Here is a 13,656-nt window from a genome sequence, read left to right as displayed (position 1 = left end):
TGTTATTGTCATCTATATCTCACCGATGTTCTCCTGTTTGCGCATCAGGTACAGGAAATACGGCCCGCCGATGAGGCCGGTCACGATACCGACCGGGATCTGTACGTCCGTGCCGGTGATCACGCTCATCCCCAGCCGTGCGCCCACGTCGGCACTGACCATCAGTGCTGGCCCGACGAACAGACAGCCGACGATCAGCTTCTTGTAGTCGCTGCCGACGACGTTTCGCACGACGTGGGGCACGATCAACCCGACGAAGCCGACGATGCCCGCGACTGCGATACTCGCCGCCGCAGCGAGCACCGCGACCCCCGAGAGCGCGAACCGCACCTTCTCGATCGACATCCCCAGCGACCGCGCCGTCTGCTCGCCGAGCAACAGGACGTTCAACTGTCGCGCACCCGCAATCGCGAGTCCAACCGCGATAACCGTCCACGGGAGCACGATGCGCACCTGCTCCCAGTCAGCGCCGGTGAGCGACCCGGTCGTCCACGCGATGGCCGACTGGACGACGCCGATGTCGTCCGCGAAGAAAAACAGCGCCGTCTGCAGGCTCTCGAACACCGTTCCAACGATGACCCCCGCCAGCACGAGTCTGACCGGTGACGTCCCGTTCTTCCAGGCGATCATGTAGACGATCAGGAACGCGACGATCCCACCGAGTGCCGCCAGCAGCGGCAGCAACGACGTGATCCCGAAGGATCCTTCGATCAGGTTGAGCGGCGCGCCCACGCTGGGCACCACGAAGACTATCGCCCCGACGAGCAGCGCGAGAGTGACGGCGGCGCTGACCACCCATCTTGTCGAGACGCCGCGTTTCCACGCGACTGCGAGGGACCCAGCGGCCCCGAGCAGCAGGGCCATCTCGGCGATGCCGACCGATGGAACCAGCAGCGGCAGCGCGAGCGTCACGCCCGGGAACGCGATAAGGACGAGCAGGATTGCCAGCCCTGCACCCGAGGACACGCCGAGGATGAACGGGCTCGCAAGCTCGTTGCGGGTCACCGCCTGAAAGATCGCTCCCGACACCGCGAGGTTCATGCCGACGAAGGTGGCGACGAGCACCCGCGGCAGCCGGATGTTCCAGACGACCAGCTGTTCGCGGCTCATCTCGGGCATCTCGCCGCCGAGCAGGAACGCGTTCCACGTCTGGAGGTCGAACAGTAAGGCGGGGTCGAACACGGACCCCCAGGCCTGCTGATACGTCATGGAAAACGCGCCGTGGCTCACCTGTATCAACCCGGAGACGAACACCACCAGCAGACTGCCGAGGACGACGTTTCTGAGGTTCGGGTCGAACAGCCACGCGATCCGGCTTCGGTCCGCCTGCGCGGCCGACGCCATCGTGTCCCGAGTCGCTGAATCTCCACTCATGATGGCTTTGCTGTCTCCGAGTCGAGGTACTCGCGTATCTGTTCGTCCTCAAGGGCGTCGAGGAGCGTCTCGGCGTCGAACTGGGCTGTCACGGCCGCCGGGTCGAGGTGGTCCGCAACCGCTCGATGGGCGCGCTCGGCCCGCGACTGACGCTCCGCTGGCTCGATGTACGTCGAGCGCGACTCGTCGATAGCTGCCTTGCGTACGCGCTCGTAGCGCCCCGAGTCAGGATCGACCGGCGCGTCCGCGCCGTAGTGGTCGTCGAACCACTCGACCCACTGCTCTCGGTCGTGCCACTCCTCGTCGAGTTGTGCCTCGCGGCGCACCCAGTCGACGCCGTCTGCGACCGCTTCCCACCAGCCCGAATCGACGCGAGCGTCCGTGATGACCTGCCAGGCGACGCGCGCGCCGCGCCCAGCGGCCATGACCGCCTGCGTGTCGGCAGCCGTCGACGGAGAGGCGACGTACAGGCCGTCGACCGGCGTCGTCCCGTCGTCGTCGGCGTACTCGCGGTCGAACCGTTCGTGGGTCTCCGAGCCGTGCTCGTGGGTCTCGAACATCGCTTCTGTGTCGTCCAGCCCGCGCAGGTACTCGCCGTCGTATCGCGTCGCGGCGACGACGCGTCTCGCGGTGACGCGCTCTCCCTCTTGCAACTCCAGCGCGAACCCGTCTCCGCCCTCGGTGCGCTCGACGGACTCGACGAGACCAGACACAATCTCACAGCCAGCGGCGTCGGCGTGGTCGTGTATCAGGTCGTAGAAGGTCTCGATGTCGATCCCTGCCGGGAATCCGAGGTAGTTTTCGAGATGTGCACACTGCTTCAGTGAGGAACGTCCCCGGTCGAAGATGACCGTCTCGAGCCCCTCGCGAGCGATGAACACGCCAGCCGAACACCCGGCAGGTCCGCCGCCGACGATTGCGACGTCGTGGTCGGCTCCGCGCTCCATTCAGATCTCCCCGTTGATTGCGTCTGCGACTCGCTGTCGGTCGAACAGCTGTTCGTCTTCGGGTATCTCCGGGTAGGGGCCGGACTCGTAGCTCGGCCACTCGCCGAACTGGTCGGGATAGAGCTGTTTGGCGGTCATCTCGAGCTGGAAGAGGTTGAGGATCGGCCCCTGATATCTGGCACCCTGCGGATACATCTGGTCGTTTTGGACGGCGGTGATCTTGGAGGCGACCGGGTCAGACCGGAACGCCTCGCGCCGCTTCCCCAGATCCGTCCCCGGTTCGAAGCCGCCGAGAAACAGGATCACGTCGGGGTCTGCTTCCAGCAGCGTCTCGAAGTCGACGACGGTGTTTGTCGGAACCTCCCCGTCGAAGGCATCCTTTGCGCCGAAGGGCTGCGTGTGCGAGGTGAGAAAGCCCGGATTGCTCAGGGTGTAGGCGTAGATTTCGTCGAGATCAGCCGAGGCGAGCATCACGGCCGATGGGCGCTTCGATTCGGCGGGCAGCTTCTCGTCGATGGTCGACAACAGCCCCTCGTGGACCGCTGCGAGTTCGCTGTATCGCTCCTGCTCCTGAAACGCCTCTGCGACTATCTCGAACTGCTCCCAGAGAGTGTAGTACTCGTAGTCGCCCGCGTAGGCCTCGGACGGCTCGGCGTGCCGGTCGCTGAGGGAGTTACCGAACCACGGCGAGACGTTGGTTCCGATCTCTTCGATGTCGTCTTTCCCCCACTTGTCCTGTTTCGTTATCCACGCCGGGTCTGCGAGGTGGATGTCGCTGTCGAGGCTGTACAGTTTCTCCTTGCTCGGTTGCCACGAGGAGTACAGCCCCGTCCAGTCGAGTGAGACGCCCGGCAGTCGCTCGACGAACTGGTTCCACAGCCCGTCGTAGTACTCCGGCGCGTGCATCGCAGTGATCGTGTCACCGCGGCCGAGTGCGAACGCCATGTCGGCGTGATGCGTGAGTCGCGTGAACACCGTCTCCGGCGGCGACTCGAACTCGACAGTCCCGGTCGGCGACATCGTCACCGAGTAGGTTTCCGCCGACTCTGTCGGTGTCCCCTCTGGTGTTTCGGACCCGTCTCTCGTCCCGGAGCCGTCTTCCGACTCCGCCGGGGTTTCGGTTCCGTCCGCCGATTCATCCGGTGTCGACGAGTCCGTACTGTCTCCACCACTGAGACAACCAGCCAGCAGACCACTCACCGCGGCCCCGCTGCCGTATACGATTGCTTCCCGTCGCGTTATCGCGTCCGTCTCCTCGTCGTTCGACATACGAATTAGGCTCGCCTAAACAAATAAAACCGTTTCGAACTTTTGGTCTACCTAAATCTAGTTTCGGAAACGGGTTCCTTACTGTACTTCTGCCCCGGTCGAGCGGCGCAGGAGGCGCACAGCAACGGTACCGAGGACGAGGTTGAACCCGACGAGAACGACGACTGCGGGGACGAGCGTGTTCCACACCCCGCCGAAGGCCGTCACGTCGACGACTGTCATCACGTCTTGCCCGAGCATGAGCGCACGGATTGCGTCGACGCCGTAGGTGATCGGATTGATCACGGCGACAGTCTCGATCCATCCCGGCAGTACCTCAAGCGGCAGGAACGCGCTCGAAACGAACACCAGCGGGAAGGTCAGCAGGTTCGCGAACAGGATGGTCGCCTCCTGGTCGCGCGAGACCAGCGCGACGATGTTCGAGTAGGCCATGAACACACCACCGAACAGCACCGCGATCAGCACGATACCGGCCCCGCCGAGCACGCCCGTGGTGAGGTACTGGTCGACCGACGCTCCCGTTTTGAGCGCCACCAGGAGATACCCCAGCAGGAGAATGATAACCGTCTGGACGACGATCCGCGCCACCTCGGAGAGGGCCTTGCCGAGGAACATCGCGGACCGGTTCATCGGCGAGACGAGGGTCTTCGCGAACATCCCCGATTCCATGTCGTCGACGAGTCCGATCCCGGACGTGGCGGCCGAGGAAACCGTCGACATGACGATAATCGCCGGGGCAAGATACGTGACGTAACTGATGTCCGCGGCGACGCCGTCGAGCGCGCCCCCGGCGACTGCGCCGAACACTTCGACGAACAGAATAAAGAAGATCACGGGCTGGACGAGCGACGTGAACACCACGTAGGGGTTTCGCAGGTTCTTCACGAGCCATCGCTTGAAGCTGATACCGATTTCTGTTCCGATGCTGTTTCCCGCTGTTTCCTGTGGTTCGCCCGCAACTGTGCTGTCTGCGTGGTCGCTCATTCTGCCACCTCCGGAGCGGCGACCGTCGCCTCCGTCTCTCCTGTCCCGTCCGCGTCGGCCGCGTCATCTGTCAGCGCGAGGAAGACGTCGTCGAGTGTGGGCGACCGAACGTCGAAACTCTCGACGGCGACGCCAGCCTCACCGAGCGCAGCGAAGAGTTCGCTCGTCGCCGCGCGGGCACGCTCGGCCGTGACGGTGAAGCCCTCGTCTGTCTCCTCGACTGTCCCAGCAGCGAGCGGTTCGATACGCCGAACCGCTGCCATCGCCCGCTCGATCCGTTCGGCTGTTGGGTCTTCGAGCGTGACGGTGCAGGTGTCCGCACCGACCTCTGACTTGAGCGTCTCCGGGGATCCCGTCGCGGTAATCTGGCCGCTCTGGAGCAGCGACAGCCGATCACAGAGACGGTCCGCCTCCTTCAGGTACTGGGTTGTGAGAAACACCGTCGTTCCCCGGTCGTTGATCCGCTCGAAGTATTCCCAGAGCCGGAGCCGTGCCTCCGGGTCCAGACCGGTCGTGGGTTCGTCGAGAAAGACCACCGGCGGCTGATGGACCAGCACGGTCGCGGCGTCGAGCCGTTTTTTCATCCCGCCCGAGAACTTCTCTGATCGCGTGTCTGCCACGTCCTGCAGGTCGACCAGTCCGAGCAGTTCGTCGATCCTGTCCTCCCGCTCACGCTCGGGCACGCCGTACAGCTTACACGCCAGTCGAAGGTTCTCTCGGGGGGTCAGTTCTCTGTCGATGCTCGTCTCCTGTGCCATGTAGCCGATGGATCTGCGAACCCCGTCCGGGTCCGCCGCCGTGTCGTATCCGTTGATCCGTACCGATCCCTGTGTCGGTCGTAACAGCGTTACGAGTGTCTTGATAGTGGTCGTCTTTCCGGCCCCATTCGGCCCGAGAAAGCCGAAAAACTCCCCGCGCTCGACGCTGAGCGAGACGCCCCGAACGGCCTCAGTCCCGTCCGCGTAGGTCACGTGGACGTTCTGGGCATCGATTGCTGACTCTGCTTCGGTTCGGTTGGGTCGTGACTGGTACGCTGACATCGCATCTATTCGTTTGTGACCACCTCGGGTAGCCGCTTCTCGAAGTGATACGGCCGTTTATAAGCGAGCGGGGTTGCCCGGCGAACCGGACACTGTCTCGACTCACCGCTCGCTCGTATCGATCGTGTGGGGAACGCTCGTCTTGATGAGATGCGACTGCGCGCGACGAAGTCGTTCGGAGAGTGACGACGCCGCGATGTCGAGTTCGGCGGCGACGTCGTCGAGCGACGCCCGTCGCGGGATGTCGAAGTATCCCATCTCGTGGGCGGTGAGGATGGCATCTCGCTGGCGGTCGGTGAGACCCGTGCCTGCGTCGTCGGCTTCGCCGTCCGGGACGAGTCGCCGCAGCGTGAACTCGCCGTTGCGCTGCCAGAACGACTGAAACCGTTCGAGCGTGGCTCTGCTGGCGAACCACCCGCGCTGGATCCATCCCGTCGCTGTCACGCGCATGTACGTGATTTCGGCATCGGCGGCCGCGAGGGCTTTGAGCGTCGAGACCTCGTCGACGTGCGCTCCGAGTCGCGCGTCCATCCCGACGGCTGGTTCGACTCGATACCACGGTCGTTCGTCGGATTGTTGCATCGGGATGTACTCGTCGACGAACGGACTTTCATCGAACGCCTGTTCGACCGCTTTCCGGTTCCCCTCGACCACCTGCACGATGAACGCCGTGTACCAGTCCTCACTGGGCTGAAATTCGAGTTCGAGCGTCGCGTCGGGCACGGCGGCCGCAACCTCGACGAACGGTAGGGCGTCGCAGGTAATTTCAAACTCAGCGAGGTACCCCATAGCAACTTTGTGTCGATTGCCGATACTGTGAGTTTCGATCTTCTCGAACAGCCCGCGTGAGCGGCGATTTCGAGGGATGGGTGGCGAACTGTGGCCGCTGTGTCCGGCGGTCTTCACTGAAACCCCGTCCCTCACGCGTTCGCCGCCTGTCTGCTCTCCCAGTTCGCCCGGCGCACCGATTTGATATCGCGACATATAGTTTATACCCTCTGCTCACTCGACCCGCTGCAAGGCTTGGGCTGGGGGCTAGTTCTGGCCGTGAATCACCTGCCGGTGCGCGATTTCTACTGTCGTATTCCCCAGACCACCTTCGGGATCCTGTCCTTCGCCGTCCAATCCAGCCAGACGAATGACGTGTGGAAGCTTGGTCTCAGCAGTCGCGGGACTGACCGATCGACACGACTCTCGCTGACGGCCTCACCGAAGGGAATTGGATCCAACGCTACGAGCGGGTTCGATGACCATCGACACGAGGCGCGGGGGATCCTGCCGATTCAGCGTCGATGTCCCTACTAACTTGGTTCGGTTCCCGCGCGCTTCTCTGACGGCCACCGTGTGAACCGCGCGTGTGAACACTGATCGCGTGTCGTTCGTTCCGAACCGCGTGCTCTCGAACTGGCCCCGAAGGCAGTCTCCACCCCGTGATACCCCTTAACCCTGCTGTTGCGGACTGTCCGCGTTCCTGCCGGTGGTTTTCTGTATTACGCGTTGCAGCCAATAAACTCTATACTGCTATATCAAACGATGATGTTGAAGCCAGTCGATCCGTTCGCTGTTCTACTCGTACACGTCGGGTCGAACGTGTTCGAGTGTCTGGAGGTTCGTCCGAACCTCGTCGAGATAGTCCAGATCCACCGTGGCAGTGATCATCTCCGGTCGGTCGCTGGCCTTTGCGATCACGGTACCCCACGGGTCGACGACGAGCGATTTCCCGTAGGTTTCCATCGAGTCGGGTTTGTCGCCGATCTGACCTGGAGCGACGACGTACGCCTGATTCTCGATGGCCCGCGCCCGGAGCAGTGACTCCCAGTGGTCCTTGCCGGTGTGCAGTGAAAACGCCGCCGGGACAAAGAGCACCTCCGCGCCAAGGGCCGCGAGCGCCCGATAGAGTTGCGGGAATCGCAGGTCGTAGCAGATGCTCAGCCCGACGGTTCCGAGTTCGGTGTCGACAGTCGTGACGTCCTCCCCCGGTGCCACGTTGTCCGATTCCTGATACTCCACGTCTCCGTGGATATCGAACAGGTGGATCTTCCGGTAGGTGTCGAGAAGATTTCCGTCCGGGTCGATGACCCCCGACGTGTTGTAGACACGATCCGAATCGGGAATCGACTCGAAGAAACTCCCCGTATGCACGTACAGGCCGTGTTCTCGGGCTTTTTCTGCAAGAGCGTTCGTCGTCGGGCCGGGAAACGACTCGGCAACAGCCGTGTATCGATTTGGGTCTCCCATGTATGTCGCCATCTCGGGAAACGCGACCAGGTCCGCGTCACGGTTCGCCGCCTCGTCGACGGACGAGCACATCCGCTGGACGTTCTGCGCTTTGTCGGCCCGGGAGTCGAGCTGTGCGACCGCGACCGTGAACTGCGTCATAGCGAACGTTCACGTGAGCGAACCTAAATATTGTCCACACGACACGCCGCACTCCGTGACACTTTTTGCGCCTCCGAATCGACGTGTCGACCACCGATGCGGTATCTGAGCGTCGTGCTGTATCTGGACTGGGCGTCCTTCCATCCGCTCGAACACCAGCTCGCACAGGAGTCGAACCTGCGCCGGAAGGCGCTTCACTCGCTCAAGTTGCTCGACGACGGGACCATCGCGTTGCTCGCCGAGGCGGAGGGTGACCTCGACCGCTACCGGGAGCTCATGCGCGAGTCGCCCGCAGTCAAACGGTTTACCGTCGCGGGCGACGAGTCGGGCTTCTGTTACTCACAGACCGAGGCCACTCCGGCCAGCCGTGATCTGCTCGAACGGCGTGAGACGGGCGATTTCATCATCGAGATGCCAATCGAATACACCGACGACGGCGGTTTGCACATGACGATCATCGGTGAAGAGGACACCCTGATGACCGTCTCTGATCTGTTCGACGACGTCGAGGTCGAACTCCAGTCGACCGGCCCGTACTTTCCGGAGGCCGGTGGCGTCTTCGCGGACCTGACGGAGCGACAGAGCGAGGTCCTCAAGACGGCAATCGGGATGGGCTACTACGAGAACCCACGGGAGGCGACGCTGTCGGATCTTGCCGAGACGCTCGACGTCGACCCGGCGACTGTCGGCAAGCACCTCCGGACTATTGAGTCCAAGGTGCTCAAGCAGTACATCCCCTGAACTGCTTCGGCCTGACCGCTCCATCGAGCGAGCGCATATAAACCCGGTTCAGATGTGGCACGTCAGGCCGATTGATCGGCCAGTCGTAGCTGTCACTGATGGCTACGATGATCGGTATTTGCTCTCTCGCCGGTGTCGTCACAGTTGCACAGCCAACCGCTGTCACTCACGGGGGTGAGACCGATGTCGCTGGGTGAGCGACTCGCCGGTCTCGTCACCAACCGAAGTAAAACCGTGATCGCTGTCCTCCTCGTGCTGACGCTACTCGTCGGCGCTGGGGGCGCACACGTCGAGGAGTCCCAGCAGATGGACATGTTCGACGAGGACCCACCCGAGGTGACTGCACAGCAGACCATCCAACAGCAGTTCACCGGTAGTGAGGCGAACACGACTCATCTGAACGTCGTCGTGCGCAACGAATCGGGGAACGTCCTCGACCGCGACTCGCTGCTCGCGTCGCTGCGGTATCAACAGGCCCTGCGGACGAACGCGACGGTCAATCAGACGCTGCTGCCAAACGGACTCGTGGGCATCGAGAACGTCGTCGCGACTGCCGCCATCCAGTCTGAACGCAACTCGACTGGAAACAGCTCAGCAGCGTCGCCCTTCGGTGGGGCCTTCGACCCTGCGTCGGCCCCGCCGCTCGCCGCACAGATCGACCAACTCGAATCGATGAGCGACGCACAGGTCCAGCGACTGGTCGCAGATCTGCTCGCCGAGGGGTCGTCGAACGGGCGCATCTACGACCTGCTGCCCAGCGGGTATCAGCCGGCGTCGACCGACGCCGAGAGTCGACTGCTGCTCGTTACTCAGAAAACTGACGGGCAGGTGTTGTCTCCGCCGGAACTCTCAGAGCGGGTCAGAACCGCACAGGTGACCGCGGCCGATATCGCCGAAGAGGTCGACGAGGACGAGTACCTGCTCGTCGGCGACGGCCTGATGGTCGTCGAGGAGGGCGAATCGACGAACGACAGCCTCGCGCTGGTCGGCCCCGTCGCGTTGCTGTTTGTCCTCGTCACGCTGTCGGTCGCCTACCGTGACTTGCTCGATCTGTTGCTCGGCCTCGTCGGCATCGTTCTGGTGCTCGTCTGGACGTTTGGCGCGATGGGCTGGCTCGGAATCGACTTCAACACGCTGATGATCGCGACGCCGGTGTTGCTCATCGGGCTCTCGATCGACTACTGCATCCACGTTGTCATGCGGTATCGCGAGCAACGAGCCGAGACCGACGGCGAGCAACCGTTCGCGAAGACTGCCCGCGAGGCCATGCACGAGGGACTGGCCGGACTCGGCCCCGCCCTGCTGTTGGTGACGGTGACGGCGATGATCGGCTTCCTCTCGATTCTGACCAGCGGCGTTCCGACGCTCGGTGAGTTCGGCATCGCGACCGCCGCTGGAATCGCTGCCTCGCTGGTCGTCTTCGGCGCGCTCGTCCCTGCACTGAAGGTCGAACTGGCGTCGCTGCTGGCCAGCCGCGACCGGACATCCCGCGCGTTCGGCACGACCGGCAGAGTACGGGGACTGCTCGCCGGGATTGCCCGCGTCAGCTATCGCCGTCCACGGACGATTCTGCTGGTCGCGCTGGTCGTGAGTTCGCTCGGCGTCGCCGCTGGGACGCAACTCGATTCGGACTTTGCCAGCGACGACTACATCGCCGAGGAGCCGCCGGACTGGACGCAGGACCTCCCGGAACCGTTTGCGCCCGGCGAGTACGACGTTCGCCAGTCGATCGACTACCTCTTCTCGAACTTCCAGTCGCCCGACCAGCAAGTGCACTACCTGGTCGAGAGTGACGGAATCGATCCGGCGACGCTGGAGCGTGTCGCCGCTATCGAGCGTGCGGCCGCGAATACGTCTGTCACCTTCACTCGACCAACTGGTGACTCTGCGGTGCGCGGCCCAGTCTCGCTGATGCAGCGTGTGGCCGCCACCAACGAGACGTTCGCGGCCCAGCTTGCGACTGCTGATACGACCGGCGACGGCGTTCCCGACCGCAACGTAACGGCCGTGCTCGACAGTCTCGTCGACGCCGCACCCGACCGCGCCGAACGCTTCCTCCACCGAACCGAGAGCGGTCGCTACGACTCGCTTCAGGTCGTCCTCGTCGTCGACGGAACGGCGGGGCCGACGGCGGTCGCAGACGAGGCCCGCGCCGTCGTCGACCAGACCGAGGAAGTTGGAATCGACGAGAGCGACGACGAAGCTGCCAACGCGGCGGAGATAACCGTCACCGGCGACCTGGTCGTCAACGAACTCGTCCAGCGACAGCTCTCGACGACGCTCGTCACGGGACTGGTCGCCGCGCTCGCGGCCGTGCTCGCGGTGTTGCTCGTCGCTTTCCGGTACACGAACGGAAGCGCGAGTCTCGGTGCCGTGACGCTCGCCCCGGTGTTGCTCGGGCTGAGCTGGATCCTCGGCGTGATGTACCTCCTCGACATTCCGTTCAGCTTCGCGACAGCGACGATCGGATCCATCGCAATCGGCCTCGGTGTCGACTACGCGATTCACATGAGCGAACGCTACCGATACGAACTCGACCGACTCGGGGACGTTCCGGCGGCGCTTGAAGCGAGCGTCGTCGGCACCGGCGGCGCGCTGCTCGGCAGTGCCGTCACGACCGCGGGCGGGTTCGGCGTGCTCGCGTTCTCGCTCGTGCCGGTCATGCAGCAGTTCGGCCTCGTCATCGCCGTCGCCATCTCCTTTGCGTTCCTGGCGAGCGTCCTCGTCCTGCCGAGTCTGCTGGTCGTCTGGACGCGCTCTGTCCACGACTCGGGGCGGATTGACTCGACCGAATAGACGCTCCTCTCACCACTCCGACTCGGGGGCCGGAACGCCCTCGTCGTCGTCGAGTTCGAAGTCCTCGCGGAGGTCCCGGATCCGGTCGCGGATGTCGGCCGCCAACTCGAATTCGAGGTTGTCCGCAGCCTCCTGCATGCGGTCTTCTAACTGTGCGATCGCTTCCTGGGCCTCCTGCTCGTCGCTCGCGTCCAGCCCCGAGACGCCGTCGGTGTCGGTCTTGCTCCCGGGGAGGTTCGTCTCGCCAACGGCCTTCTGGATCGTCGCCGGTTCGTGGCCGTGCGTCTCGTTGTACTCCTGCTGGATCTGGCGACGCCGCCGTGTCTCCTCGATTGCCGACTCCATCGCCCCGCTCACTTCGTCGGCGTAGAGGACGACCGTCCCGTTGACGTTTCGCGCCGCCCGCCCCATCGTCTGGATGAGCGTCGTCTCGGAGCGCAGAAAGCCCTCCTGGTCCGCGTCGAGAATCGCCACGAGCGACACCTCCGGGATGTCGAGTCCCTCCCGGAGCAGATTGATCCCGACGATCACGTCGAGTTCGCCGAGACGGAGTTGTCTGATGAGTTCGTGCCGTTCGAGCGTGTCCGTCTCGTCGTGCATGTACTCCACGTCGACTCCTGCCTCCGCGAGATACTCGGTGAGGTCCTCGGCCATCCGCTTTGTCAGCGTCGTCACCAGCGCGCGCTCCTCGTCGGGCAGGGCCTGCAACCGCTCGATCAGGTCCGCGACCTGCCCCTCCGCGTCGGCAACTTCGACCGCGGGATCGACGAGATACGTGGGTCGAACGATCTGCTCAACGACCTGCTCCGAGTGCTCGCGTTCGTAGTCGCCGGGCGTCGCCGAGACGTACAGCGTCTGATTCGTCCGTTTCTCGAACTCCTCGAAGGTGAGCGGGCGGTTGTCGAAGGCCGTCGGCAGGCGAAAGCCGTTCTCGACCAGCGACTCCTTTCGGGAGCGGTCCCCCTCGAACTGCCCCCGGATCTGCGGCAGCGTCTGGTGGGACTCGTCGACGACGGTGAGGAAGTCGTCGGGGAAGTAATCCAGCAGCGTGAAGGGCGCGTCGCCTGGGTCGCGGTCGGAGAGATGCACGGAGTAGTTCTCGATGCCCGAGCAGTAGCCTGTCTCCTTGAGCATCTCAAGGTCGAAGGTCGTCCGCTCCTCGATGCGCTGGGCCGCGACCAGGTCACCCTGTCGCTCGAAGTAGCCGACACGCTCGTCCATTAGCTCCTCGATTTCCCCGATGGCCCGTTCGAGTCGCTCGTCGGGGATCGAGTAGTGCTCTGCCGGATGCAGGAGCACCGCTGGTTCCTCGCGTTTCACCTCGCCTTCCAGCGGGTCGAGTTTCCGCAGTCGCTCGATTTCGTCGCCCCACATCTCGACTCTGACCGCGTACCGGCCGTACATCGGATAGATCTCGACGGTGTCGCCGCGCACGCGGAACGTGCCCTGCGTGAAGTCCACGTCGTTGCGCTCGTAGTTCAGGTCGACCAGCCGCGCCAGCAACTCTTCGCGGTCGATCCGCTGGCCTTGCTCCAGTCGCAGCGACATGTCGACGTAGTTCTGTGGGTCGCCCAACCCGTAGATGGCAGAGACTGACGCGACCACGATCACGTCGTCTCTGGTCAGCAACGAGCGCGTCGCGGAGTGGCGCAGTCGGTCGATCTCGTCGTTGATCGAGGCGTCCTTGTCGATGAAGGTGTCGGTCTGTTCGACGTAGGCCTCGGGCTGGTAGTAGTCATAGTAGGAGACAAAATACTCGACGGCGTTGTCCGGAAACAGCTCTCGGAACTCCTCGTACAGTTGCGCTGCGAGTGTCTTGTTGTGCGCGATGACGAGCGTCGGTCTCTGAATCTCCTCGATCACCCACGAGACGGTGTTGGTCTTGCCCGACCCGGTCACGCCGAGCAGGGTCTGTCTGTCCATCCCCTGCCTGAATCCCGATGCGAGCTTCTCGATTGCCTCGGGCTGGTCGCCCGCCGGGTCGAAGGGTGCGTCGACGCGGAAGTCACTCTCCGCATCTGGACGGTCGGGGGCGAGTGGACCGGAAGCGTCACTCATCGTCTATCACTACGCCTCCATGGACTTGACCGATGCGGTTGCCCGTCGATGCTGACTGCTGTCCGTAC

At 63.6% G+C, this 13,656-nt stretch carries 10 protein-coding genes; 2 read left to right on the top strand and 8 right to left on the bottom strand.

Annotation, left to right across the window (positions count from 1 at the left end):
* Positions 1-12: 12 nt before the first annotated feature.
* From ACMGFL_RS13540 to ACMGFL_RS13510, 7 genes are all read right to left on the bottom strand, one after another.
* Complete coding sequence (locus ACMGFL_RS13540; RefSeq protein ID WP_436936065.1) at positions 13-1,374, bottom strand: FecCD family ABC transporter permease; 1,362 nt, start codon at positions 1,372-1,374, stop codon at positions 13-15.
* Complete coding sequence (locus ACMGFL_RS13535) at positions 1,371-2,321, bottom strand: NAD(P)/FAD-dependent oxidoreductase (RefSeq protein ID WP_436936064.1); 951 nt, start codon at positions 2,319-2,321, stop codon at positions 1,371-1,373. Before ACMGFL_RS13535 ends, ACMGFL_RS13540 begins: the two co-directional genes overlap by 4 nt.
* Positions 2,322-3,590 (bottom strand): ABC transporter substrate-binding protein, encoded by a 1,269-nt coding sequence (locus tag ACMGFL_RS13530; RefSeq protein ID WP_436936063.1) that lies wholly within the window; start codon positions 3,588-3,590, stop codon positions 2,322-2,324. It abuts the gene before it with no gap.
* A gap of 78 nt (positions 3,591-3,668) precedes the next feature.
* Complete coding sequence (locus ACMGFL_RS13525) at positions 3,669-4,574, bottom strand: ABC transporter permease (RefSeq protein WP_436936062.1); 906 nt, start codon at positions 4,572-4,574, stop codon at positions 3,669-3,671.
* Positions 4,571-5,614 (bottom strand): ABC transporter ATP-binding protein, encoded by a 1,044-nt coding sequence (locus tag ACMGFL_RS13520; protein ID WP_436936061.1) that lies wholly within the window; start codon positions 5,612-5,614, stop codon positions 4,571-4,573. The genes ACMGFL_RS13525 and ACMGFL_RS13520 overlap by 4 nt, the downstream gene beginning before the upstream one ends.
* A gap of 102 nt (positions 5,615-5,716) precedes the next feature.
* Positions 5,717-6,403 carry a helix-turn-helix domain-containing protein gene (locus tag ACMGFL_RS13515; RefSeq protein WP_436936060.1) on the bottom strand — a complete coding sequence of 229 codons (687 nt, stop codon included), beginning with the start codon at positions 6,401-6,403 and terminating at the stop codon, positions 5,717-5,719.
* 777 nt (positions 6,404-7,180) lie between these two features.
* Positions 7,181-7,993 (bottom strand): carbon-nitrogen hydrolase family protein, encoded by an 813-nt coding sequence (locus ACMGFL_RS13510; protein ID WP_436936059.1) that lies wholly within the window; start codon positions 7,991-7,993, stop codon positions 7,181-7,183.
* Positions 7,994-8,089: 96 nt separating this feature from the next.
* Here ACMGFL_RS13510 and ACMGFL_RS13505 point away from each other — a divergent pair, with 96 nt between their 5' ends.
* Positions 8,090-8,734, top strand: a complete 645-nt coding sequence (locus ACMGFL_RS13505) for a helix-turn-helix domain-containing protein (protein ID WP_436936058.1) — start codon at positions 8,090-8,092, stop codon at positions 8,732-8,734.
* Between the two features lie 183 nt (positions 8,735-8,917).
* Positions 8,918-11,530 (top strand): efflux RND transporter permease subunit, encoded by a 2,613-nt coding sequence (locus ACMGFL_RS13500; protein WP_436936057.1) that lies wholly within the window; start codon positions 8,918-8,920, stop codon positions 11,528-11,530.
* 9 nt (positions 11,531-11,539) lie between these two features.
* Here the strand turns inward: ACMGFL_RS13500 and uvrB are convergent, their stop codons facing one another.
* On the bottom strand, positions 11,540-13,588 hold the full coding sequence (gene uvrB, locus ACMGFL_RS13495) for an excinuclease ABC subunit UvrB (protein WP_436936056.1): 2,049 nt from the start codon (positions 13,586-13,588) through the stop codon (positions 11,540-11,542).
* Between the last annotated feature and the right edge of the window lie 68 nt (positions 13,589-13,656).

The organism is Halovenus marina (assembly GCF_051414115.1).
Classification (GTDB): Archaea; Halobacteriota; Halobacteria; order Halobacteriales; family Haloarculaceae; genus Halovenus; species Halovenus marina.
This window is presented reverse-complemented; position numbering and strand designations above follow the sequence as displayed.

What these genes read in the sequence shown, in the direction of transcription:
- ACMGFL_RS13540 (WP_436936065.1), bottom strand. Translation starts at nt 1,374, where the DNA reads ATGAGTGGAGATTCAGCGACTCGGGACACGATGGCGTCGGCCGCGCAG.
- ACMGFL_RS13535 (WP_436936064.1), bottom strand. Translation starts at nt 2,321, where the DNA reads ATGGAGCGCGGAGCCGACCACGACGTCGCAATCGTCGGCGGCGGACCT.
- ACMGFL_RS13530 (WP_436936063.1), bottom strand. Translation starts at nt 3,590, where the DNA reads ATGTCGAACGACGAGGAGACGGACGCGATAACGCGACGGGAAGCAATC.
- ACMGFL_RS13525 (WP_436936062.1), bottom strand. Translation starts at nt 4,574, where the DNA reads ATGAGCGACCACGCAGACAGCACAGTTGCGGGCGAACCACAGGAAACA.
- ACMGFL_RS13520 (WP_436936061.1), bottom strand. Translation starts at nt 5,614, where the DNA reads ATGTCAGCGTACCAGTCACGACCCAACCGAACCGAAGCAGAGTCAGCA.
- ACMGFL_RS13515 (WP_436936060.1), bottom strand. Translation starts at nt 6,403, where the DNA reads ATGGGGTACCTCGCTGAGTTTGAAATTACCTGCGACGCCCTACCGTTC.
- ACMGFL_RS13510 (WP_436936059.1), bottom strand. Translation starts at nt 7,993, where the DNA reads ATGACGCAGTTCACGGTCGCGGTCGCACAGCTCGACTCCCGGGCCGAC.
- ACMGFL_RS13505 (WP_436936058.1), top strand. Translation starts at nt 8,090, where the DNA reads ATGCGGTATCTGAGCGTCGTGCTGTATCTGGACTGGGCGTCCTTCCAT.
- ACMGFL_RS13500 (WP_436936057.1), top strand. Translation starts at nt 8,918, where the DNA reads ATGTCGCTGGGTGAGCGACTCGCCGGTCTCGTCACCAACCGAAGTAAA.
- uvrB (WP_436936056.1), bottom strand. Translation starts at nt 13,588, where the DNA reads ATGAGTGACGCTTCCGGTCCACTCGCCCCCGACCGTCCAGATGCGGAG.